This is a genomic window from Myxococcota bacterium, from assembly GCA_039030075.1.
Classification (GTDB): Bacteria; Myxococcota_A; UBA9160; order UBA9160; family SMWR01; genus JAHEJV01.
Map to the genome: position 1 here is coordinate 1 of JBCCEW010000001.1, position 23,645 is coordinate 23,645.

17 protein-coding genes and 2 rRNA genes are annotated in these 23,645 nt (G+C 69.5%); 11 read left to right on the forward strand and 8 right to left on the reverse strand.

Features of this window, described 5'->3' with window-relative positions; translation table 11 throughout:
* Positions 1–363, forward strand: a 23S ribosomal RNA gene (locus AAF430_00005); the annotation flags it as partial.
* Between the two features lie 128 nt (positions 364–491).
* Positions 492–607: ribosomal RNA gene (gene rrf, locus AAF430_00010) — 5S ribosomal RNA — on the forward strand.
* Between the two features lie 60 nt (positions 608–667).
* Here the strand turns inward: rrf and AAF430_00015 are convergent.
* On the reverse strand, positions 668–1,405 hold the full coding sequence (locus AAF430_00015; GenBank protein ID MEM7408600.1) for a glycosyltransferase: 738 nt from the start codon (positions 1,403–1,405) through the stop codon (positions 668–670).
* A 132-nt stretch (positions 1,406–1,537) separates the two neighbouring features.
* On the opposite strand from AAF430_00015, the gene AAF430_00020 reads away from it, so the two are divergent.
* Both AAF430_00020 and AAF430_00025 read left to right on the forward strand, forming a co-directional pair.
* Complete coding sequence (locus AAF430_00020; GenBank protein ID MEM7408601.1) at positions 1,538–2,854, forward strand: DUF1214 domain-containing protein; 1,317 nt, start codon at positions 1,538–1,540, stop codon at positions 2,852–2,854.
* The gene (locus AAF430_00025) at positions 2,851–4,299 is read left to right on the forward strand and encodes an MFS transporter (protein ID MEM7408602.1); all 1,449 of its coding nucleotides are present in this window, start codon (positions 2,851–2,853) and stop codon (positions 4,297–4,299) included. Before AAF430_00020 ends, AAF430_00025 begins: the two co-directional genes overlap by 4 nt.
* Here AAF430_00025 and AAF430_00030 read toward each other — a convergent pair.
* A complete protein-coding gene (locus AAF430_00030; protein ID MEM7408603.1) occupies positions 4,296–5,312 on the reverse strand; it encodes a hypothetical protein in 1,017 nt (338 codons plus the stop codon). The two genes, AAF430_00025 and AAF430_00030, sit on opposite strands and share 4 nt — an antisense overlap.
* A gap of 249 nt (positions 5,313–5,561) precedes the next feature.
* Between AAF430_00030 and AAF430_00035 the strand changes: the two genes are divergently transcribed.
* The 4 genes from AAF430_00035 (at position 5,562) to AAF430_00050 (ending at position 9,919) form a co-directional block, all read left to right on the forward strand.
* The gene (locus tag AAF430_00035; protein MEM7408604.1) at positions 5,562–7,400 is read left to right on the forward strand and encodes a hypothetical protein; all 1,839 of its coding nucleotides are present in this window, start codon (positions 5,562–5,564) and stop codon (positions 7,398–7,400) included.
* 117 nt (positions 7,401–7,517) lie between these two features.
* Positions 7,518–8,543, forward strand: coding sequence for an AraC family transcriptional regulator (locus tag AAF430_00040; GenBank protein ID MEM7408605.1), 1,026 nt, complete (start codon positions 7,518–7,520; stop codon positions 8,541–8,543).
* Positions 8,544–8,857: 314 nt separating this feature from the next.
* The gene (locus AAF430_00045) at positions 8,858–9,229 is read left to right on the forward strand and encodes a nuclear transport factor 2 family protein (GenBank protein MEM7408606.1); all 372 of its coding nucleotides are present in this window, start codon (positions 8,858–8,860) and stop codon (positions 9,227–9,229) included.
* A 12-nt stretch (positions 9,230–9,241) separates the two neighbouring features.
* Complete coding sequence (locus tag AAF430_00050; GenBank protein MEM7408607.1) at positions 9,242–9,919, forward strand: phosphoribosylanthranilate isomerase; 678 nt, start codon at positions 9,242–9,244, stop codon at positions 9,917–9,919.
* 28 nt (positions 9,920–9,947) lie between these two features.
* On the opposite strand, the gene AAF430_00055 is transcribed toward AAF430_00050, so the two are convergent.
* Positions 9,948–16,118, reverse strand: a complete 6,171-nt coding sequence (locus AAF430_00055) for a C25 family cysteine peptidase (protein MEM7408608.1) — start codon at positions 16,116–16,118, stop codon at positions 9,948–9,950.
* 360 nt (positions 16,119–16,478) lie between these two features.
* Complete coding sequence (locus tag AAF430_00060) at positions 16,479–17,969, reverse strand: PQQ-dependent sugar dehydrogenase (GenBank protein ID MEM7408609.1); 1,491 nt, start codon at positions 17,967–17,969, stop codon at positions 16,479–16,481.
* 224 nt (positions 17,970–18,193) lie between these two features.
* Here AAF430_00060 and rplX point away from each other — a divergent pair, with 224 nt between their 5' ends.
* The 3 genes from rplX (at position 18,194) to AAF430_00075 (ending at position 19,192) form a co-directional block, all read left to right on the forward strand.
* The gene (gene rplX / locus AAF430_00065) at positions 18,194–18,520 is read left to right on the forward strand and encodes a 50S ribosomal protein L24 (GenBank protein MEM7408610.1); all 327 of its coding nucleotides are present in this window, start codon (positions 18,194–18,196) and stop codon (positions 18,518–18,520) included.
* Between the two features lie 14 nt (positions 18,521–18,534).
* Positions 18,535–18,705, forward strand: a complete 171-nt coding sequence (gene rpmG, locus AAF430_00070; protein MEM7408611.1) for a 50S ribosomal protein L33 — start codon at positions 18,535–18,537, stop codon at positions 18,703–18,705.
* A gap of 154 nt (positions 18,706–18,859) precedes the next feature.
* A complete protein-coding gene (locus AAF430_00075; GenBank protein MEM7408612.1) occupies positions 18,860–19,192 on the forward strand; it encodes a 4Fe-4S binding protein in 333 nt (110 codons plus the stop codon).
* 24 nt (positions 19,193–19,216) lie between these two features.
* Here the strand turns inward: AAF430_00075 and AAF430_00080 are convergent, their stop codons facing one another.
* The 4 genes from AAF430_00080 to AAF430_00095 form a co-directional block, all read right to left on the reverse strand.
* Positions 19,217–20,062: a shikimate dehydrogenase gene (locus AAF430_00080; GenBank protein MEM7408613.1), complete on the reverse strand. Its 846-nt coding sequence runs from the start codon at positions 20,060–20,062 to the stop codon at positions 19,217–19,219.
* 33 nt (positions 20,063–20,095) lie between these two features.
* Positions 20,096–20,935, reverse strand: coding sequence for a uracil-DNA glycosylase family protein (locus AAF430_00085; protein MEM7408614.1), 840 nt, complete (start codon positions 20,933–20,935; stop codon positions 20,096–20,098).
* A complete protein-coding gene (locus tag AAF430_00090; GenBank protein MEM7408615.1) occupies positions 20,935–23,058 on the reverse strand; it encodes a multiheme c-type cytochrome in 2,124 nt (707 codons plus the stop codon). Before AAF430_00090 ends, AAF430_00085 begins: the two co-directional genes overlap by 1 nt.
* 71 nt (positions 23,059–23,129) lie before the next feature.
* Entirely contained in the window at positions 23,130–23,639 is a 510-nt protein-coding gene (locus tag AAF430_00095) for a DnaJ domain-containing protein (protein MEM7408616.1), read from the reverse strand.
* Between the last annotated feature and the right edge of the window lie 6 nt (positions 23,640–23,645).

Below are 23,645 nucleotides of genomic sequence, written 5' to 3' on the forward strand. Positions count from 1 at the left end.
AAGGGTATGGCTGTTCGCCATTTAAAGCTGTACGTGAGCTGGGTTTAGAACGTCGTGAGACAGTTCGGTCCCTATCTGCCGTGGGTGTAGGAAGTTTGAGAGGATCTGTCCCTAGTACGAGAGGACCGGGATGGACGAACCTATGGTGTGCCGGTTGTTCCGCCAGGAGCATCGCCGGGTAGCCAAGTTCGGATGGGATAACCGCTGAAAGCATCTAAGTGGGAAGCCCACCTCAAGATGAGATCTCCCTGGGACTTCGGTCCCCTGAAGGGTCGTTCGAGACGAGGACGTTGATAGGCTGGGGGTGGAAGCGCAGCAATGCGTGAAGCTGACCAGTACTAATCGCCCGTGAGGCTTGACCACACTGCACGCCGTGTAATCGTTCGGCGTGCGCACCGCCGTGATACGCGAAGTGCGTCGATCGCGGGCCCAGAAAGATATTTGGCGGTCAATGACCGCACCCACAGGTACGACTGTGGGCTGCAGTTTTTCCCACCGTCCATAGAGCAGGGGCCACACCCGTTCCCATTCCGAACACGGAAGTTAAGCCCTGCTTCGGCGATGGTACTGCCGGGTTTCCCGGTGGGAGAGTAGCGCGACGGTGGGACCTCCTTGAACGGCGTCGATCTTCGGATCGACGCCGTTTTGCGTTCGAGCTCCGCTTTGCTCAGAGGTAGTGCGCGCGCACCCGTGCCACGTCGAGGAGCGCGCGGACGAGGTCCCAGGGCTTCACCTTCGAGCCTGCGATGTCGTGCCACGCCTCGAGGGGCACCTCGGCGATCGCTTCCTCGGCCGGGATGCCACCGTCGGCACGCCGGTCGCGGATCCAGCGCGCGATCCACTCGACATCGAAGGCCCAGCCTGCTCGGAACGGTTCGGCGAAGAGCTGTGTGGCTTCCGGGCCCGCGCGAAACAGCTTCGCACCGCACTGGGTATCGTAGACCGGCAGGTCCAGGGCGAGCGACGCGCAGGTCGCAAAGACGCGACCCACGTAGTGGCGCAGTGCCGAGCGCTCGATCGAGCGCCCGAGCAGCTGCACCCGCGAGCCGAGCACGACCTGGCAGCGCGGATGCCCCTCGAGGTAGGCACGGAAGCGGGCCACCTCGTCGAGAGGCGTCGCCAGGTCGGCATCCCAGTAACCGACGAAGTGGGCCTCGCTGGCCAACGCGGCGAGCATGCCGCGCCGGACCGCTTCCGCCTTGCCGCGATTCGATTCGAGGGTGAGGACCTCGAAGCGGTCGGGCTCCTCGCGCACGAGCTGCGCGAGCCTCTCCGGTGTCGCGTCGTTGCTGCCGTCGTCGACGAAGAGCACGCGTGTCTCGGGGGTCGCGAAGCGCGTGAAGTCGTTTCCCCGCAGGCGCGTGGCCTCGTTGAAACACGGAACGACGATGACGCTGCTCGACACGGACCCTCGGTGCCCGGGGCCGAATCGACGGCCCTGCTTGGTTCGCGGAACGTAGCCCGGCACCGAGGCGGCGTCGCGCATCCCGCATCCCGCGTGCTGCTGCATACTCTGCGCTCACCGGAGGAACCACCCATGCTCCACCCGCAACGCCTGCGCAGGCGAGCGACGTGTCGTCAGCCGATCTCGGTCCACTCGGTTGCGGTTGCGCTCGTGCGGGGGGTCGCTGGCGCGTTCCTGCTGCTCGCAGGCGTCGCCTGCGCCGTCGTACCCGGAGCCGAGCGTGTCGCCCTGGTCTCGGCGGCGGCCACACCCGCCGGAAGCTGGGACTACCTGGGCGACGCCCTCGATGACGCAGCCGGGCAAATCGAGGCCCTCGCGGCGTCGGACCTCGAGCGACGCGAGGGCTACCGCTGGCTCGCGCGCAGCCTCTTCTCGGGTTTCGATCGCTTTCTCGAGTACGCGAACCCGGCGATCCCCGAGTTCTACCGGGCCCAGTCCGCGCACCGGAAGTTCGCTGGCGACAACCCGGACCAGCTCTACCACGTCGCCGCGGTGGCGTCGGAGTTCCGGTACCGGGTGCGCGGGCAATGGTCGGCGCCGGGCGTTCGCACCGAGCTCATCGAACTCAGCGTGTACGGCGGTGGCCTCTCCTTCGACGACGACACCGCGAAGCGCCGGCTGGTCGCGTACATGGACGAGCGGAACCTCGAGATCGCGGAAGACGGGAGCTTCGAGGTCGTGGTGGGCGTCGACCCGGCAGAGGGCAACTGGCTGCGCCTCGAGGAAGACGCGGAGATGCTGCTCATTCGGCGCTACTTCGCCTCGCCTCAGCCCGCCGACCGGTTGCCGCTCTCGATCGAGCGCATCGACGGGGTGCCGCCGCGAGAGCCGCTCACCCAACGCGAGCTCGCGAAGGGGTTGATCGCGAGCGGTGCGTTCCTGCGCGAGACCGCGAAGATCTGGGGCCGCTGGTACCCGGACGTGCTCGCGCGCCACGGTCCCAACCGGCTCGATCCGCTTCCCGACGACGGTGACCTGCTGACGCCCGCGGGCCTCACCTACCTCCAGGGCGCCTGGTCCGTCGCGGACGGTGAGGTGCTGGTCGTGCGCTTCCGCCCGCCCGACGTCCCGTACTGGGGTTTCCTGCCCATGAACATCTGGATGGAGAGCCTCGACTGGCGTGTGGCTCCGGTCTCTCGCAACGGGTTCGACAGCCAGCTCGATCCCGACGGAATGGTCACGCTGGTGGTGAGCGAGGTCGATCCCGGCCACCCGAACTGGATCGCCACCCTGGGGCACCGGCGCGGCTTGATGTCGATGCGTCTCGCACGTCTCGGGGAGCAACCCCTTCCTGAGGTCGAGACGACGCTGCTGCCCCGCGACGAGCTCGCGGGTTTCCTCGCTTCACGCGGAGCGCCTCCTCTGCAGTCCGCTGCCACCCCCCGTTGAGCGAGTCGGCCCTCTCCAACGCCAACCCCGACCCCGTCTCCCGACCGGGTTGGGGAACGAAGCTGGCCTACGGCATCGGCCAGATGGTCGACGGGATTCCGACCGGCGCGATCGAGACCTTCCTCTTCTTCTACTACACCCAGGTGCTCGGTCTCTCCGGCACGCTCGCCGGGCTCGCCATCCTGATCGCCCTCGTCTTCGACGCGATCACCGATCCCTGGATCGGTGCCCTCTCGGACGCCACGGAGTCACGCTCGGGCCGCCGCCACCCGTTCCTGTTCGCGTCGGTGGTGCCTTTGCCGCTCTGTTTCGTGGCGCTCTTCGTGCCGCCCGCTGAGCTCACGGGCCCGGCGCTGTTCGGGTGGCTCTTGTGCTTCGCCGTCGGGGTTCGGCTGTCGCTGACGCTGTTTTCGGTTCCCCACATGAGTCTGGGCGCCGAGCTCAGCGAGGACTACGCCGAGCGCACGCGCATCGTGGCACTGCGCCTGGCATTCGGTGCGATCGGCTGGATCGCGGTCTCCGGCGGTGGCTTCTTCTGGTTCTTCCAGGCGAGCGAGGCGTTCCCGATCGGTCACCTCGACGCGGGTCGCTACCCCGCCTTCGCCACCAGCTTCGCCATTGCGATCGCGGCCGCTGCACTCGTGTCGGCGGGCGGCACGCTCGCCTGGGGGCGTCGGCTCGGTCGCGTGGTCCGTCCCCACTTCGGCGCGCGCCAGCTGTTTCGCGCAGTCCGCCGCGTCTTCGCCCACGCCGCGTTTCGCGGTCTGGTGCTGGCGGGCGTGGCGGCGTCGATCGCGGTCGGTCTGCGCTTGACCCTCGGCCTGCACGTGTTCACCTACTTCTGGGAGCTACCGCCGGACGCGGTGGGCGTCGTGAACTTCGTGATGCTCGGGGGGCTGCTGCTCGGGTTTCCGCTCTGGAGCGCGCTGGCCGAGGTCATCGACAAGCGGCGCGCGATGATCGCGGGGTTGTGCGGACTCGGCGCCGCCGTGTTCGCACCCCACGCACTCCGGATCGCAACCGGCTGGCCCGCGGCCGACGCCCCGTACCTGGTCGCTTGGGTCGCGGTGATGGCGCTGTTGGCCGCTGTCGGGGGAACGGGGGCCCAGCTCGCCTTGGCGTCGATGATGGCCGACGTCACCGACGAGCACGAACTCGCGCACGGGACCCGCGAAGAGGGCCTGTTCTTCGGCGCGCTCAGCGTCGTCACCAAGAGCGCGTCGGGCCTGGGTCATCAGCTGGCGGGGATCGGCCTCGACGCGATCGCGTTTCCCGCCGACGCCGCACCGGGGTCGCTGGCACCCGAGGTCGTCACCGGTCTGGGTTGGCTCTACGGGGCAGGCGTTGCGGTCGGCGTCGGCCTCGCCGTCTTTCTCACCGCGCGGCTTCCGCTCACCCGCGCGCGACACGCCGAGGTGCGTAGGGCGCTCGACGCGCGCGGTTAGGCCAGCGCGACCAGCCGGTCGTCGGCCTCGAGTCCGGCGGTCACCCGCGCGGCGAGCTCGGCGGCCGGAATGTGGAGCCAACCGAGGTACTCGTCGGAGCCACCGCCGTAGCCGAGCAGGTAGACCCAGTCCTCGGTTTCGCCCGAGAGCGCCCGGGCGCGCTGGGGCGGAAGCGCGAAGTAGCGCGCCTCGGCATAGCGTTCGAGCAGAGTCGGGGCGTCGACGCGTCCGCTCACCGCGGCGTAGGCCGGGCCGAAATCCGAATCCGAGAGGGACCAGAGCTTCGCGTAGAGCGCGTGGTCCTCGATCCGTCGCACACTGACGGCACCGTCGCGGGCGAGCTCGGGCAGGGCGAGACAGCTGCGAAGATCCTCGCGACGCTCGCCGTCGTTGTTCCAGTCGTCGTCCTCCTCGTCGAAGCCGCCGCCGTAGCCGTCATCTTCAGTGTCGTTGTCTTCGAGAAGGTCCGGCGCGATCTCACTCTCGTCGAAGAGGACCAGGGGGGCCGCACCCTCCTGCTCGGCCAGGTCCCACGCGTCCTGGCCTTCGCGGCCATAGGCGTCGAAGCAGATGGACGTGAACACCGCGTCGAAGTTCTGCCTGGCTTCGAAACACACGGCATGGGCCTGGGGTGCCGACGCTCGGGCCTGGGCCGCAACCCGCGACGCGAGCTCGCCATCGCGCGTCACCAGCGCGAGGAGGTTCCAGCCGTGGTAGCCGAACCAGTCGCGCAGCAGCCAGGGGGCGCTGCCGAGCGACTGTTCGCAGGCTTCGAAGAGCGGTCCGCGCACCATCGGTAGGGACGTCGCGACATCGGCGTCGGAACTCGGTCCGATGACCTGCCAGGACTCCCGGATCTGATCGTTCGAGCGAACGCCCAACGCGGCGAAGACACCGCGCCATCCGGAGGGGTCCAGGTTCGGCGCCGGGCTCGCCGTCTCGGAGCTCGGCCAGAGGGTCTGGCCCACGGCGCCCGGGACGGCCCCTGCGCCCGAGAAGAGCACGACGAACATCGTGGCGACCCCTCCATCCTTTCTTCGTGTCGCATCGGCCCGATCGGTTCGAGGACGTCACCCGCGGGGCCGGCAGGAAGCCGATTCTAACGCGGCGGAGGGCCGAGATCGGTCCGTCTGCGCCCCATTTTCGAGCGGCCCGGGAGTCTTCGCGCGGTGCGCGAATCGGGTGCAAAGGGCCGAAAAGGCTCTCGATTCTCAAGGGGCGGCTGCTGGGTTCCGATGCAGGGAGTGGAGGAAACCCAGCGAATGAGCACTCGAATCGTCCTTCTCGTCCTGGCCCTGATCACCGCCCTCGGCGGCTGCGCGAGTAGCGCGTGGCGTGAGGCCCGCGACGCGGACACGATCAGCGCCTACCACCGCTTCCTCCGCGAGTACCCGGACACCAGCTTCAGCGAAGAGGCGCGCGCGCGTCTCGAACTCGCGCGCGTCCGCAAGAATCCGAGCCGCGAGTCGTTCGAGAAGTTCCTCGAAAAGTTCGCCAACGCGGGTCTCGAGGCCGAACTGCGGCCCCATGTCGAAGAGGTGTACTTCGAGTACGCGCGTGCGCTGGGGACGGCCGAGGCGTACCAGGAGTTTCTCACCGAGTTTCCGGCCGGACGCTTCGCCGCCCGTGCCGAGGGCAATGCGGCCTACCTCTCCGAACGCGGCTATCGCGGCGCGGTCGACGCGCTGGCGGACTTCGCGGAGCGTTTCCCCGAGAGCGACTTCGCGGCCGAAGCGGGCCGCAGCGTCGCCGCGGTGAACCAGCGCAAGCGCAGCGGGTTTCGGCGCGTCGGATTGGTGATCGAGGTGGCGCCTTCGACCCCGGGCGGGGATCGGGTCGCGCGAGTCTTCCGGGACCGCGCCGTCGCTGCGTACGCTCGCGCTGGCCTGCGTGTCGCGACGCTGCCCGACGCAGCGGCTGCGAAGGGGGCCGGCCTGGACGCGGTGCTGCGCATCGAACACACCGAGAAGCAGCAGGCCACCCAGCTGAAGGGCGGACAGGTGACCGAGCCGAGCATCGTGGCGATGACGACGGTGACGCTGCAGCGGACCGGAGACGACGCGCCGATCTGGTCGGATGCGTTCGAGTATCGCGCGCCGCTCTCGGCCCAGCGCAACGACGTGTCGATCCTCTTCGGGCCCGGTTCCCAGGCGAGCTACTGGGCCGAGCTCGACGGGCAGTTCTTCGTGCCCGTCGCCCGTTGGAGCACCCAGGTGACCTCGCGCGAGCCTCAGGGGTTCGCGAAGCCCGCTGTCGCGGTCGAGGTGGTGGGCAACCGCGCCTTCGTCCTGTTCGGAGACGGCGACTTCCAGCTCTTCGACCTCGGCGACCCGGCGCGTCCCGTGAAGCTCGGCGAACACCGCCGCAAGCGCGACCTCGCTTCCTTCGAAGGCGTGACGGCGCGCGGGGCCCGCGTGGCCATCTACGGAGCGGACGGCGTCGAAGTCGTACGCCTCGACGGTGGCCAGACCCGCCGTGAAGCCTCTTTCCCGCGCGGCAACGTCGGTTCCGTCGTGGGCGTCGAGGCCGTGGCCGACGGCTGGATCGCCGCGACGAACCGCGGTCTCCTCAAGCTCGGCAACGAGTCCCTGGCCGTGCAGAACCTCGTGCCGCGTCCGATCCTCGGCCTGGCGCGCAGCGGCGACCGCCTGGTCTTCACCGACGGCACGTCGCTCTTCGTGGCGACCTCGGACCTGCTGGCGTCGGGTCGGGTCGAGTCCGAGCTGCGGCTCGGGCGTGGCTTCCACCCCAAGCGCGTGCGCGTCTTCGGCCAGAGCGCGGTCGTCTTGGGAGATCGCGACGCGGTCTGGGTCGACCTGCGGCGCCCGGGCCGCCCGCGCCTCTTGTCGCGAATCGGCGGCAACGAATCGGGTCGCGTGCTCGACGCGGCGGTGCTCAACCAGCGACTCTTCCTGCTCGGGCCGCGCGGCCTGCAGGTGGTGGACCGCAGCGGCGAGCGGATCGTCGATTCGGTGGACGTAGCGGCTCGTGAGCGGCTCGACGTCTCGGGTCGCCACCTGGTGATGATCGGTGAGAAGGCCCTGCAGGTCGTCGATGGGACGGCCTTCGTGAGTCCGGTCCCAGCCTCGCCGCGTCGCTGAGCCCTGCCGCCGAGCACCATCCTTCCCCAGGTTTTCCCCAGGATTCCCCCAGGACGGGAACGGGAACGTACGCACCCGCGTGTCTCCCGGAGGCCGACAGTCGGATATCCTGGCCGGATGGACGCGCGTGCGCACGTCTCCATCGGGTTCGTCCATCCGATCGTGGCGCATCTCTCCGACCAGATCGGCGATCCGGGCCCGGCCCTCCGTGCCAGTGGCGTCGATCCGTCGCTGCTCGAGGATCCCCAGTCCCGGATCGAGGTGGCGTCGCTGGCTTCGCTCCTCGCGTACGGTGTGGAGGCGACCGGGGATGTCGGACTCCCGGCACGTGCGGGGCTCTCGTTGCGGCCGGGTCAGTACGGGATCTTCGAGCTGGTCGTGCGGACGAGCCGCGATGGCCACGATGCGATCTCGCGCGTGAACCGTCACTACGATCTGATCGGCGATCTCCCGGCGCCGCACCTCGAGCTGCGCGACGGGGAAGCATTGGTCCTGCTCCACATGAATTCGCGGTCGGACTCGGCATTCGTGATCGACTATGTCCTCGCGAGTTGGATGGCCGTGGCGCGCTTCATGCGGGGGTCGGGAACGCGGCCGAACGAAGTGTGGCTCGACCGTTCCGAGCCGGCCGCCGCCAGCGCGATACGCGCGGGCTTCGATTGCGACGTGCGTTTCGGTCAGGCGGAGAACGCCATCCTGTTCTCGCCGCAGGGGTTCGGGCGCGCGTTCGCGCCCATGGATCCGGTGATCGCCGGAGCGATCGATCGCCGCGCAGACGAGCTCGCGCACACGATCCGTTCGGACGGTCGTTTTCGTCGCGACGTCGAACGCGAGATCCTGGAGTGCCTCGCCGAGGAGGGCGCCACCCTGGCCCATGTCTCGAAGCGGCTTCGCGTCAGCGCGCGCACGTTGCGGCGGCGGTTGTACGCGGAGGACACGTCCTTCACCGCGCTGCGACGCGCGCTCCAGGAACGCGAGGCCCGCCGGTACCTGACGGAAACGAATCTCCCGATCGCCGCGGTGTCGGCCGAAGTCGGCTTCTCCGAGCCGTCCGCGTTCTATCGGGCGTTCAAGCGCTGGACGGGGAAAACCCCCCAAGAGGTGCGTCAGGGCGCCCGCCCGAACGGCCCCAACGATCAATGATGCTGGCCCTGCCGGCCACTCGGGCGCTGGGGTCGCCCCGATAGATTGGTCGAGAGATCCGCGGGTGGCGTGGCTCCTCGGCCCCTCGCGCGGTCTCGACGCTCGCGGTCGTCGCGTCCTGCGCTGGCACCGCAGCGTGGCCCTTGAATCGCCTCCTGGTGGCGCGTCCCGATCGTGGCTCGAGACTCTCCCGGGCACGCGGCCGGGGCGCGCCCAGGCGAGGCCCGCCGGCCCTTCGCCGAAGCACCTCACCGCCCTGCGCCCGTGGGTGTACGCTAGGCCTCGCGCGCCGCAATCCGGAAAGGAGGTCTGCCATGACGGTTCAGGAAATCGGAACCCAGCTCGTCGCCCTCTGCAACGAGGGCAGGGATCGCGAAGCGGTCGACCGCTTCTACGACGAGAAGATCGTCAGCATCGAAGCCGGCGGAGACGGCGACATGCCGGCGCGCATGGAGGGCATCGCGGCGATCCGTGGCAAGCACGACTGGTGGTACGACAACCACGAGGTCCACGAGACGGCCGCCGAAGGGCCGTACTGCGGCCACCGCGAAGACCAGTTCGCGGTGCGCCACACCATGGACATCACTCCGAAGGGCGGCGAGCGGATGCAGATGGCGGAAGTCGCGCTCTACACCGTGAAAGACGGCAAGATCGTGCAGGAGGAATTCCTGTACCAGGTCGGCTAGCTGCCGCAGGCCGTGACCCGGGTCAAGGTATGCTGCATCGGGTCGGTCGAAGAGGCCCGGCTCGCGGTGCGGATGGGCGCGTCGGCCCTGGGTCTCGTATCGGAGATGCCGAGCGGTACCGGGGTCATCCCGGAATCGCGAATCGCGGAGATCGCGGCGCGAGTCCCTCCGTCCATCGCCACGTTTCTCCTGACGAGCCGAACCGACGCGGGCGAGATCGTTGCGCAGCAGCGGCGCTGTGGTGTGAACACGATCCAGCTCTGTGACCGGGTCTCGGAGAGCGTGCATCGGGAGCTCCGGCGTGCGTGCGCTGGCACTTCGATCGTTCAAGTCGTCCACGTGACGGGAGCCGACGCCGTCGACGAGGCGAGGCGGGTGTCCGAGCACGTCGACGCGTTGCTCCTCGATTCGGGCGACCCCTCCCTGCCGGTGAAGGAGCTGGGCGGGACGGGCCGCGTCCACGATTGGTCGGTCAGTGCGCGCATCGTTCGAGCGGTGCCGGTTCCCGTGTTCCTGGCTGGCGGGTTGCGCGCGTCGAACGCCGCCGCCGCGATCCGCGAAGTGGAGCCCTTCGGCGTCGATCTCTGCACGGGCGTGCGGACCGACGGCGCGCTGGACGAGACCAAGCTCGAAGCGTTCTTCGCGGCGGTCGCGACCGCTTCGGGGCGCGGCGGCTCGTCGGTTGACTGACCTGGCGGAATGAGCGGCCGGGCCGGTGCTACGCCGACGTGCGCGACGCGGAGTCTCTCCCGCGCCGGGCACGCAGGCAGAGCCAGGGCAGCAGGAAGTAGAGCGCGTCGAAGCCGGTGAGCTGGGCGGACGGATCGACCTCGCCGCACGCGAGGCCCGACGGGCCCGGCTCGCTCGTGATGACGAGCTCGGACGGCGCACTCGAGACGCCGCCGGCGCGCACGCGCAAGCGGACGATCACCTCGCCCGCGTTCTCGATCAGGATCCACGGCGTCGGCGTGTCCGTGCGGACGAACTCGACGCCGAGCTCCGCACCCGAGACGAGCTCCCACGCGTATTCGAGGGGAACGCCCGCCGGGCCGGCAGACGCACCCCCATCCAGGTGGAGCAGCTGGCCCCGCGGCGTCGTCGTGTCGGGGCCGGCGAGGGCGATCGGGATCGCGGGGAGGGCGGCGCGGGTGGCCGGGTCACCGATCAGCACCGAGGCGCGCAGCACGTCCTCGGCGCCCTCGACACCCGCCACGGCGCGTTGGGCGTCCTGCACCGCGTCGCCCAGACGTCGCAGATCGAAGCGGCCCAGGCGCTCGGCGAGGGCGCGCGCGTAGTCGCGCTGACCGGGCAGGGCCGAGACGGTGGTCGACGACAGATACGCAACCGCGCCGGCGACCGGTTCCAGGAGCGCCGCTTCCGAGAGCGAGGTGGTGTTCGGGGCGGTGAAGAACCCGTTCAGGCAGTTCAGCGCGACCACGATCGGAAGGGAGGGCGACTGCGCCGCGTTCGGGAGGTCGTCCGTGCCGAAGATCAGCTCATCCGCCCAGACGTGCGGGCCGCCGTGGCCCGAGTAAAAGGCGAGGGACACGCCGTCGTCCAGCGCGGCGAGGATCGCGGCATTCGCCGCGGCACCCGGGTCGGCGGTTTCGGGCCAGTCGCGGAGGCGGAGTGCCTCCCGGTCGAACTCGAGGGGAAGCCGGGACGAGAAGTCGTCGACGGTGCCCTCGAACTCGGCGCCTTCGGCGGGGCTGCCGTCACCGGCGCCGTCGTCGGCGACGAGCAGCACCTTTGCATGCCAATCGGCGCCCGTGTCCGGCTCCGCCGCGTAGGCCTCGAGCTTGTCGACGACGGTGTCGAGCTCCTCGGGAGTGCGCACGGGCAGGCGGCCATAGGCGATCTCGGCCACCGCGTCGCCGTCGAAACTGACGAGTGAGACGTCGGACGCAGCCTCTACGAAGGTCGTGTCGACCAGCATCGTCGGGACGAGATTCGACGCTGCACCGCCCAGAAATCCGCGGTAGTCGTAGGTGGCGTCCCCGATGAACACGACGTAGCGGGGCGCCGAATTCCAGTGGTCCGAGAGCCGTGCGAGGAACTTGCGGATCGCGAGGGGCGTCGCGTCGCCGCCGCCCGCTTCGTCGTAGACGTCTTCGACGTCGATGACTGCGGTCTCGAGCCCCTCACCGCGGCGCAGGGCGGCGAGTCGCTCCGCACCCTCCAGCAGGCTCGGATGGGCGATCGCAATCCAGTCGGCGCGATGGTCGCGCGTGCTCCACTCCGACGGCGTGTTCCAGACAAGCCAGCGAGCCGCACCGGCCTGCTGCGTCAGCTGGTAGCGACGCCCGGCCTCGACTGCGAAGGACTGGCCCGTGGCCGTGGTCGCGCCGGTGAGCCGCACCGGCTGCGTCGGATCCTGAACGTCCCAGAGCCACGCATCTGCCGGCGCTTCGAGTTGCCCCGTCGTCTCGGACACGAAGGCGAGTCGTCCCCCGTCACCCGCCACCAGGTTCGGCGTCCGGCGGTAGACGAGTTCGAAGGCGTCCACGTAGATCAGATCGAGGCTGGGGTTCGGCGTGTCGAACTGGGGTGCGACCTCGACCTGGATGGCGTCCCCATTCACCCGACCCGGAGCCAGGGAGCCGATCGCTTCGAAGAGCTCGGTGTCGTCGAAGAGCGCATCGATCACCGTCTCGCCCGCGACCCGCACCTCGAAGTGATGGTCCGGGGCGTCGGCGTCGAAACGCGTGCCGCCCCGCAGTCGCGCCAGCAGCGACGCTGGGCCGCCATTGGCGCCGGGGGTGGGAACCTCGAGGAAGACGCTCTCCGAGAAAACGAAGGGGCCGACGAAGTTGTCTCCCTCTTCGTTCAAGATGGTGGGGAGGTAGGTGTCCTGGGGCTCGACCCGCCGCGTTCCGGCGACGTCGTCGAGGAGGGCGAGTCCTGCGTGCGGCACCGCGTCTCGAAGGGGCATGCGCAGCCCCGGGGTGTCGCCCTCGACCAGGAAGTAGACGGCTTCGTCGCCGTAGCGGTCGTCGACGGTCTCGGCGTAGAAGTGGAGGGCGTCCTCGGGATCGAGGCGGCGATCGAGGCCCCCTTCGATCCACACGGCGACCTCGGTGCCCGCGCGGAACAGGTGGAGGAACGCCGGGTCGACATCCGGAGCGAGGCCCGCCGCGATCAGCTCGTCGCCGCGCAGGGTCACCGGGCCCCCGCCCTGGGTCCCGATCTTGAGGCCGGGTCGTGCCGCGACTTCGGCGATGTTCGCCGAGCGAGCGGCCGGGTCCCCGCCGGGGCTGGCGAGCGGCCCTTCGAAGGCGATCCGTACCCGCAGGCGATCCGAGACCCGGACTTCCTCGCCCGACCCCTCGAGTCGCACGGGCCAGACGCGGAGCGCGAGGAGGCGCCGCGCGTCACCGAGCGGGACACTCCCGGCGATCTCCGCCGGTGCTGCGGGCCAGGGCGCGCCCCCGGTTGCAGCACCCGGCGCCCGCGCGACGGGTGCCGGCAGCGTGGTGACGACGCTGTCGTCTTCGAGCAACTCGACCCGGACCCCGGTGGTGTCGAGGCCTTCGAGCCAGAAGGTCTGGAAGGGCAGAGCGGGCTCACCCGCTCCCGGATTGGGGGAGGCGCCGACGAGCGCGACGCGGGTGGCGGGCGACCCCGCCACCTCGATCGTTTCGAAGTAAGGCGCCGGGAAGACGATCTCCGCGAGGATCCCGCTGTCGTCCTCCGCGAGGATCGTGAGTCGGCCAGGCGCCTCGCTGCCGCCACTTTCCTCACCGGCGCTTCCCTCGCCAGTGTTCTCCTCGCCCGGGGTCGGCTCGTCGAAGGCCACCCAGGTGCCGGGGAGGTCCGCGCCCCACTCGCCGCGCTCCCCGATGAAGCGGAACGTGTCGTAGGACTGCCAGGGAATGTCGAGTTCCGGGCCGTCCGCCGTAACCCGCGCGTAGACCGGTCCGTGCAGGGTGGTGGTGCCGTCGATCTCGACGTCTTCGAGCAGGTACTCGGCGTCGACATCGACGGGAGCCGTCCAGTCGAGCAGGGCGTAGCTGCCACTGAGGTCCGTCGTCCCGCGACCCAGCAGGATGTGGTCGTTCAGGCGTCGGAACTCGGCCTCGCCGGCCAGGCGCCGGTAGACGTGGAAGCCGACGTTCTCGTACTCCGCGGCCGTGACCCAGTTCAGCTGGACGTAGCGGTCGCCCGAGAGCGCCTCGAAAGAAGCGAGTTCGACGGCGTTGGGAACGACGGTGCCCTCTTCGACGAAGACGTCGCAGAGCGGGCCCAGACTCTCGGGCCTTCCCCACGCCGCGTCGTAGGTCGCCCGGGTGCCCATGTCCTGGATCGCCGCAGGTGCGAACGGCGGTGCCGGGTTGTTCGGGAAGAGGAAGGTGGTACCGCTCGACAGCGTCGGCAGCGCGCCGGTGTTGCGGTAGCGCGGGCCCTCGGTGAGGTAGACGGTCTCGAGCGCATCGTCGGGCGTGACGTCGAGGGCGTAGGAGATCGTTCCCGAGGAAGCGGGCGGAATCTGGCTGAAGGTCGCCGTGATGACCGAGGCCGGACCGCCGTTCAGCGGGGTCAACAGACGACCGGGCCCCACCGCCGGCACGTTGCAGCCGACCACGCCGAAGTCACACGACACGCCGGTGCCGGCGGCCGCCGTGTAGGCGAGCTCACTCTGGCCGTCCGGGATCGGGATCGTGACGGCGACGTTCGACATCGCGTTCACCGGGTCCGGGTTGACGACGGTGACGTTGATCAAGAACGCGGTCGTCGCGCCGAGGGCCGGGCCGGGGGGCGGGGTCGGTCCGGGCCCGGGTGGCGTTAGCTGGGTGGCCGAGTGACGCAGGAATGGGGCACTCGGGACGGCCGCGCCCGTCGCGTCCGAGGGCGAGGCTGCGAGGGGGTTGGGCTGCTCTTCGTAGAGGGGAAAGAAGAAGCGCAGGAACGGGTTGCTGCCGCTCGGGAAGTTCTCCTGGTTGTACGCGACGGGCGCGCTCTGGAACGCCGGGGTGTCCGGGCGCGGCGCTACTGGAGGCATCGTGCTGCCCCGCGGTGCGGGCACGGGATAGGTGGCTCCGGAAGCATCCTCGTAGCCGTTGTAGTCGGCGGCGCGAAGCCCGACAACGTTGTTCACCGTGGTCGTGGGAACCAGGGCCGCGCCGACGGTGTGCATCCCGTAGTCGATGGCGCAGCTCGTGCCGAAGCATTCGCTGGTGCCACTGAGGTCCCAGCTCGTGCCGTCGGGATCGACGACATCGACCAGGGTGTCCTCGTGGAGGTTGTTCCCCGAGCTCGCGGCGATTGGCAGCACCCGGCCCAGGCCGGTGCGGACCTCGAAGGACATGTTCGAGTCCGCATCGAACTCGTGGAAGGTGTACTCGCAGCCGCGATCGAAATGGGGGTAGGCGCGGAACTGGTCGAGTGGCCACAGGGACGGCGTTCCCGAGAGCGTCGAGAGCGGTCCGAGCGGGACGTAGTAGCTGTACGCGTGGAAGTCGTCGACGGCGATGCCGAGCCCGTTGACGTCGTCGTTGGAGGTGAGCTGGATGCGCAGGCGGTACAGCCCGATGCCGCTGCCGGCGATGTCTACGCCGGCGCCGCGCACCGCCAGGGGCTGGTCGATCGTGCCGCAGGGGAGGTCGGCCGCCGCGCAGGTCAGGGTCGCGACGCGCTGGTCGAGATCGGTGCGACCGCCCGCGGCGATCGTCTCCTGAGCGAGGACCGTCGTGTTGTCCGGGGCGAAGAGAGTGACGATGATCGCCGAGTCGAAGCCGCCGTTGAACGGGACGTCGTAGGCGCCCGTCGACTCGATGTCGAAGAGCCGGATGCGCAGCGGGTCGGTCGTGCTCGTCACCTCCACGAACACGTTGATCTCGGCTTCGGGCTCGCCGTTCGCGGAGATCTGGGTGGGACCCTCGATCGTGACGCTGCCGGCCGGCGCGGGTGCGAAGCGAGTCGGGAACGCGAGGTTCGCGCTCGGCCGACCGTCGGGACGCGGGGAGGCGAAGCTGACGCCGCGTGCGCCGGTTCGAGCCGGTGTGTAGACGTTGCGCTTCGCAGTCGAGGGGCTGCTGGCCCGGAGTTCGCGCACGATTCCGGCTTCGATCACCACGATGTCGCCGCTGTGGTGATCGATCGTGAGTGCCTGGTAGGGGCCCGCGGTCTCCAGATCGCTGCGGGTGTCCGTGCGCCGCTCGTAGCGTTGGAGCCGCGTGGTCGTGCCGGCGCTCTGTCCGATCCAGTAGTTCCCGTAGGCGCCGACCTCGATCGAGTCGTAGTCCGCGCCCGGATCGTTGCCATCGATGCTCTGGGAAGTGGTGCTGCCTTCCAGAGCTGCGGGGACGCGGCGCAGGTGACCGCGCCACTCGGTGTAGACGAGGTTGATGCCGTCGGAGGCGTTCCCTTCGTCCCAGGGACGCGGGTCGATGTCGACGTCGGTGGGACTGTCGACCAGGTTGCTGTTGCCGCGGACGTAGATCGTGTCGACGGCGCCGGCGTCGTAGCCCACGGCGTAGATCGTGCCGTTGTTGTTGTTGCCGCCGAGCGTGTCGCCGATGTCGGCGACGTAGACGGTTCCGTCCGGACCGACCGCCAACCCGCGCGGGTTTTCGAGCGGCATGCTCGCGCCGATGCGCGTCCCGCCTACCCAGGTATCCGGAGCCGGAGTCCCTGGAGCGACCTGGGGAATCACGGTGCCGTTCCCCGTGCTCGGGTCGTAGTCGATGCGGTACAGGCCGCCATCGCTGTTTCCCGTTCCCGGTCCCGTGGCCCCTTGATCGACGATCAACACATCGCCCGTGGTCGGATCGACGGCACAGTCGAAGGGGTCGAAGAGCGCGGCGCTCAGCGTGACCTGGGTGACGGTGGCCGTGTCGGGGTCGACGATGTCGAGCCAGCCGTCGGCGACTCCGATCGTTCCCGTTCCCACGACACACCAGAAGCCTTCAGGAACCACCGCTCGGGCTGGTGCCGCGAGTGCGACCAGGAGCAGTGCCGGCAGGCAGGCGCGGACCGTCCAGGCGCTGGCAAGTCGGCGGAAAGACGTACTTCGGCGAGCGGCAACGGAGCGTCCCACGCCCCTCTATCGACGGTCCCGGCGCCAGTATTGAGGCGCCCAACGGCCATTCGCCGAGCTTCGGTACCTCTGCCGACCGGGCCAGAAAGCCCATTTGGATCGGACGGTTCCGGCGCTTTCTGCCGGTCGGCTGCGACGCGGCTGCCGCTGTCTTGCCGCCCCCAGAGGCGACACGTTCCTGCGTCAGCGGCGACTTGCGACGAGGGTCCGCGCCTAGGGGAAACGACGCAGCAGGTGGGCGGCCAGATCGGCGCGCTCGGTCGTGTCGAGCGGGAAGGCGGGCATCGGCGGCGTCGGCGCCGCGAGGAAGTCGGCGAGTGTCGCCGGCGTGTAGCGATCGCCGAGCGTCTGGAGGGGAACGATGACCACACCGGCGGTGGCGGCTTCGCCGACGTGACAGCTGGCGCAGGCGTGGCGTTCCCAGAGCGCCGCACCCGCGGTGGCGTCGCCCGCCTTCGCAGGCGTCGTCGACGAGCTGGCGCGCGCGGCAGGTGCGACACCGCCCGCGGCACTGCCGTCGTGCTTCAACCAGTAGATGGCGCCCGCGTAGTCGTCGGACACGTAGACCGTGCCGTCCGCGCCCTCGGCCACGTCGACCGGGCGGCCCAGCACGTTCTCGTCCTGTTCGAATCCGACGATGAAGTCGCGCTGCTCGATGCTTCCGTCCGCGCCCCAGTGCAACGACACCACCTTGTAGCCGTCTTTCGAAGTGCGGTTCCACGACCCATGGAGGGCCACCAGGGCTGCTCCCTGCCACGCGTCGGGCAGGGACGGGTGACGTAGGAAGGTGATCCCGAGCGGGGCGTTGTGGGCCGGGAAGCCGTGCACCGGAGGGACGGACGTCGCGATCCTCTCGTCCTGTCCCGCGCCGAAGTCCGGGTCGGGGACGTTGTCGCCGTTGGCGAAGGGCCAACCATAGAACTGGCCTTCTTCGACGCGGTTGAGCTCGCAGGGCGGGAAGTCGTCGCCCAGCAGGTCGCGACCGTTGTCGGTGGCGTAGAGCGCGCCAGTGCCGGGCTGCCAATCGAAGCCCACGCTGTTGCGCAGGCCGCGCGCGAAGATCTCGGGCTCGCTGCCGTCGGGCTGGAAGCGCAGCATGGCGGCGCGGCGTTCGTCTTCTTCGATGCAAACGTTGCAGGTGGAGCCGACGGTCACGTACAGCAGGCCGTCGGGTCCGATGCGCGCCGTCTTCGTCCAGTGGTTCTCTCCGTCGGGCAGCCCCTCGACGATGCGCGTGTATGCGCCCGAGGTCTCCCCGGTCTCGGCGTCGATCCGGATCCGACCGATGGCGGCCCCTTCGGCGACGTAGAGCCAGCCGTCGTGGACGTCGAGGCCGTGGGGCCGGTCGAGGTCTTCGAGCAGCGGACGAACCTCGTCCGAGCGCCCGTCTCCATTCGAGTCGGGTGCCAGGCGCCAGACCGTGCCCGCGCGGGGTTGGCTGGCGAGGAGGGCCCCGCCCGACAGCGGACGCAGGAAGCGGACGCTGTTCAGCCCCTCGGCGAAGGTGCCCATCGAGAAACCCGCCGCCGGGACGATCTGGGCCCCGAAGCTCTCGTCGGGAGGGGCCTCACCGCCGCCCCAGCCGAGCATCTGGTGGAACATCGGGGCATTGACGGCGTACTCCTCGGGAAGGATGGAGCAGGCCGAGAACAGAAAGAGGACGAGACAGAGTCCCGCCCCGCCAAGCGCGTGGGATTTCGTCACGCCGGGCAATATGAGCGCCCGCGCGGCGATCGGCCATCCCTACACCGGAGCTCCCTTGCCGACGGCGCCCCGGGGGTGCAGGCACGCCGCGCGCGCGGGAGGTGTGGGGGCAGCGGTGGGCTTCGGCGCGGGCGGGCGGCGCTCCCACCTCTCCTCCCCCCTCGGGGAGCCCCTTGACGGAAAGCCTGGACTGGCGCACACCTATGCGCTCTTTGGAGGCGAGCATGGCCCGCAGGATTCGTGTCGGCGACAACGTACAGGTGATTTCAGGCTCCGATCGTGGACGCCAGGGCAAGGTGCTCGCGATCGATGGCGACCGCGTGCGGGTCGAGAAGGTCCGCATTCAGAAGGTGCACATGAAGCCGGGTCGCAGTGCGGCGCGCGCGGGCGGCATTCTCGAGCGCGAGGGGTTCATCCACGCCTCGAACGTCATGCCGGTCGATGGCGACGGCAAGCCCAGCCGAGTCCGCGTTCAGACCGACGACAAGGGTCGCCGCAGTCGTGTGTTTGCGACCTCCGGCGATGCGGTGCCCGAGCCCACCGAGGCGTAGGGCGGGGAAGAACGATGGCGAAGAAGGGCAAGCGCGAGAAGATCAAGTTGGAGTCGTCGGCAGGAACCGGCCACTTCTACACGACCGCGAAGAACAAGCAGAACACACCCGGGAAGATCGAACTCAAGAAGTACGATCCCGTCGTCCGCAAGCACGTCGTCTACAAAGAGACGAAGCTCAAATAGCGTTCGACTGCCGAGGAGCTAGCGCAGCGTCGGACTGCGCGGCTATGCTGCGCTCCAGCGCGGCGCGTCCGCGACCACCCCAATCTCGTCGCGGCCAGCGCCACGCGAGGCTGGAAGCACTGGAAGGGATCGTATGGCCTGGGTGATCACGAGAATGTGCCAAGACTGCGTCGACCAGGCGTGTGTCGAGGTGTGCCCCGTCGACTGCATCTACGGATACGACGGCAGCGATTCCGAGACGTACCCGAACCAGCTCTACATCGACCCCGAAGAGTGCATCAACTGCGGCGTCTGCGAGCCCGAGTGCCCGTGGGAAGCGATCTTCGAGGACGAGCAGGTCCCCGACGTCTTCAAGGAAGACGTGGACAAGAACGCGAAGATCCTCGACGCGAAGGACGACTTCTCCGTTCCCGACGTGGAAGAGAAGGAGAAGCCGACCCAGGAGCAGATCGACGCGAACAAGGAGAAGTGGGGCTACTCGGCCTAGCTTCTCCGGTTCTGCGCGGCTTTCCTAGCCGGCGCCCGCGTGGCCGCTGACGTCGGGTTCGGGGCCGAAGGCCGCGGACATCACGTTCGCGATGCGGTCTGCGTCCACCGGTCCGTGCCAGGCTTCGAGCTGGGCCACGGCCTGGTGCACGAGCATCCAGCGTCCGCTGACCGTCTGCGCGCCGCGCGTCGCGGCGTCCTGCAGGAGCCGCGTGCGCTCCGGCGCGTAGACCGCGTCCAGTACCACGCACGCGCGCGGGATCGCCTCGACGCGGACCGGGCTGCGGTCCTCTCCGAGACCGACCGAGGTGGTGTTCACGACGACGTCGCAGGGTGCGTCGCCGAGTTCGTCGAGGGCGCCGGCCCCGTCGGCACCGAGTTCGCGCGCGAGTGCCTCGGCCTTCGCGACGGTGCGGTTCAACAGGCGCACCGACGCTCCCCGTGCGCGCAGACCGTAGGTGGCCGCGCGGGCCGTACCTCCCGCACCGAGCACGACCGCTCGGGCCCCTTCGAGCGTCCTCACCGGTTCCAGCGCCCGGACCACACCGAGCCAATCCGTGTTCGAAGCCCGCAGGTGTTCGCCGTCGAGCACCAGGGTGTTCGCCGCGCCGATCGCCGTGGCGGTTTCATCGACGTCGTCGACCCAGGAGAGCACCTCGGTCTTGTGAGGGATCGAGACGGAGAGCTGGCGCACGCGGTGGCGCCGAACGCCTTCGATCGCTTCTTCGAGCAGCGCTGGCGGTACGTCGAACGAGAGGTAGGCGGCGTCGAGACCGAGGGCCGCGTAGGCGGCGTTGTGCATGGCCGGGGAGCGGGTGTGCCCGGCCGGGTGCAAGACGATCCCGCACAAGACGGTTTCAGCGTTCGGCAACCGAAGGTCCTCTCTCGACGGGCGGAGATCCGGTCAGGTCGAAGGAGTCTCGCTCGCCTTCGCGGAAGCGGCCTTCAGATCTTCCCAGACCGCCCGGCGGTTTGCCTCGGTGTACTGCCGGAGCACGAACGCGGGATGCAGCGTCGGCATCAGCGGGATGCCGCGATACTCGTGCCATTGTCCGCGGATGCGGGTGATGGCGACGTCGCGTCCCAGCAGCAGGCTCGTCGCGGGCTTGCCGAGAGCGATGATCACCTTCGGTTGCACCGCAGCGATCTGGCCGTGAAGGTAGGGGCTGCAGGTCTGGGCTTCGTCGGCGAGGGGCGTGCGGTTGTTGGGTGGCCGGCACTTCACGATGTTGGCGATGTAGACCTCGCTGCGCGGGATGCCCAGGCCTTTTTCGATCATCGCGGTCAGTAGTTCACCGGCGCGCCCCACGAAGGGCAGGCCGCGCCGATCTTCTTCGGCGCCCGGTCCCTCGCCGACGAACATGAGGTCGGCCTGCGGGTTGCCGTCGCCGAACACGATCTGCGTCCGGCCCTCGGAGAGTCGGCAGCGCTGACAGTCTCCCAGGGCCTCGCGCACGTCGTCGAGGCTCGCACCGGGAGGGAAGGGCGCCGGTTCCTCGAGGAGTGTGAGCGGCTCCGGGGCGCGGGCGACCGGTTCGCTGGACGTCGCGACGGGCTCCGGTGTTGCCTTCGCTGCATCGTCGGCCGCCGGGGTGGTTTCGGCCGCGTTCGGGTCGGGTTCGTTCGGAGCTGGGGTGGCAGGTGCCACCGGTCGAAGCTCGATGCCCTCTTCGGCGTACTCCGCGAGCCAGCGGCGTGCGGCGGCGAGGCCCGCCCGCAGCTCGTCGCGCAGCTCCGCGTCCACTAGGGCCGGCCCGTCGCGCGGTCGTGGGCCTCGAAGGCCCGCGCGAGCAATGCGTGAGTATCGATGGTCGGGACCCGCAGCGCCGACTTCCCCTGAAGCGGCTTCCCCGTGCCCGCTTCGATCGTGGCGTGGCGGATCTTGTCGATCTTCGCCTGGACTTCGAACTCGAAGCCCGGATCGTTCGCATCGTCGTGGCAGCCGCCGCAGATCTGGAGGATCACGCAGGAGTCGCATTTGTCCCCGAGCGAGACGATGCTGCCGAGCTTCACCGAGCTCTCGGCGACGTGGTTTCCGCCGGGACCGTGGCACGACTCGCAGCCGACGCGGGCGAGGTCCGGGTGGTCGCCGACGGAGGCGCTGGCCGGGAAGCCGCCCTTGCGATCGAAGGCGGTGGTGTGGCAGCGCAGGCAGTCGGGATTGGTGCTCTCGCCCTTCGTTTCCAAGGACGCCAGCGACGCCGCGTGCGGCCCGGCCGCCCAGGTCGCGAACTCGGCTTCGTGACAGGAACGACAGGCCTCGGAGCCGACGTACTCGGCGTTCGTCGGCAGCACGTTGGCGCGCAGGCCGCCGCGCTCGGCGAGGATCTTCTCGCGCTCGGCGGCGGGCAGCGTCAGGATGTGCGCGTTAGCGGCGTGGGACACCTTGGGCAGGAAGCTCGCGTACTCGAACCCGAGCGAGTGCTTCGTGTCATGGCAGGTCACGCAGACCGGATCGTAGTTGGCGTCGGTGATGAAGCTGGGAGAGAGGTGCGGGCCCCCGCGGCCATGGCACGACTCGCAGCCGACGTCCTCGAGGGTGGGCTTCGGCGGCGAGATCTCGAACCCACCCGCCTCGCCGAACCCGACGACGTGGCAGCCGACGCACTCGGGGTCGGCGGCCGAGCCGTGGGTGACGAGCGTGTCGAAGGCCGTCGCGTGTTGGGTCAGTTGCCAGGTCTGGTGTTCGGACTGGTGGCAGACGCCGCAGACTTCACTTCCCGAGTAGCCCGTGGCGTGGAGCAGCATCGGGACCGGCGCCCCCGCCATCTGGGCCATGCGCATGCGCAGCAGCGGACCCTCGGCGGCGTTCCAGCCGCTGCTGCGTGACACGATGCGGCCTTTCCGATCGATCAGGAAGATGTCCGGGACGCCACCGAAGACCCCGTACGCGCTCTGTACGACCCGGTCCTTGTCGCGGAGCACCGGGAAGTAGTCGAGCCCGTCCGCGTCCAGCCGATTGCGAATCGCCCCGGCGGTGCTGCGGCTGGTCTCGACTCCGTAAAGGAGGGGGCGCTGGTCTTCGGGAAGGCCGGCGAGCGCGGTCTTGAAGAACTCGAGGGCCTCGTGGCAGTGGGGGCAGGTGTGGAGGAAGAAGATCAGGACCACCGCCTCGCCGCGGGTCGTCGCGAAATCGAACGGGGCCTCCTCGTCGAGCTGTTTGGCGGTGAACGTCGGGGCTTCCGGCCGGGAGCCGAAGCTCTCTGGTGCGGCTTCCGGAATCCGCAGGGCGGTGCGCAGCTGGCCTTCGATGTGGTCCGACGGGTTGGGCATGTTCGTCGAGAACCGCGACGCCCAGGTGACGTAGCCATCCCCATCGACGCCGAGCATCGCGGCCTCGCGCAGGCCGAAGCGCCGTGAGATCCGGCCCGAAGCGTCATCGATCACCGGGAAGTCGAGGTTGTTCTTCGCGACGTGGGCCTCGGCGGTCGGGCGGTCGGCGCCGAAGGCGATGCCGACGACCGCGAAGTTGTACTCGGCGCCGAGCGCCGCGACTCGCGACACCGCGGTGCTGATGGCATCGGCGTCGCGCGCGCCCGGATCGAAGAAGTAGAGAGCGACGCGCTTGCCCAGGAAGTCGCCGATCTGGATGCGCTGCCCGTCGAGCGCGAAGCCCGAGATTGCGGGGAGCGGCTGCTCCTTTCGCTGGACGCGCTGCTTCCCGCCGCTCTTCGCGGGCTCGACCGAAGCGGCCTCGGGCGCGGCTTCGGAACCGGGCGCCGTCGTGGTGGGAGCGCTCGCTTCCTCGGTATTGCCGCAGCCGATCGCGATGACGATCGCGAGCAGCACGGCTCCGATCTTCGGGCGTCGCTGTCCCTGGTCGTGGCTGACTCCGCGCTGGCTGCGCGTTTCGCTACGCGAATCCACCCGCTCGCTCCCTCGGCGTCCGTCCGCGCGCGAGCGTAGCGCAGCGATCCGAGCGTCCGGACGCGGCGGTCTCAGCCCTGTTCGGCCTTGACCTGCGTGAGTGCCTGCTGGATGGCGGCGTTGCCAGGCTCGAACGTCAGCGCGGTCTGCAGGTTTCGCGCGGCCGAAGCCCAGTCGCGCTTCGCGATGTCGGCCTGGGCCCGCGTGAAGAACTGGCGGCCCTGGGGCGTGGTCGCGCCGCGCTCCTCGACGTCGCGGCGACCCGCCTGGGCCTGGGCCTCGGCGAGCTGCAGCCGGTTGCTGTCACCCGATTGGAGGTGGGCGTCGTAGGCGCGGCGTCGGCGCGGATCGCGCAGCACGACGTACGCCTCGGTCACGCGCTTCGAGATCACCTTCGCCGCTTCCTGCAAATCGCCTTCGAGATGGCGGTTCGCATCGGGGTGAAAGGTCCGCGACGTCGCGTGGTAGGCCTTCTTCACGTCGCCGCCGTGGGCGTCACGCTTCAGGTGCAGGAGCTGGTAGTAGTCGAGGTCCTCGATGATCCGGGCGAGGGCCACGATTTCGGTAGGGGCGAGCGACATGGGGGC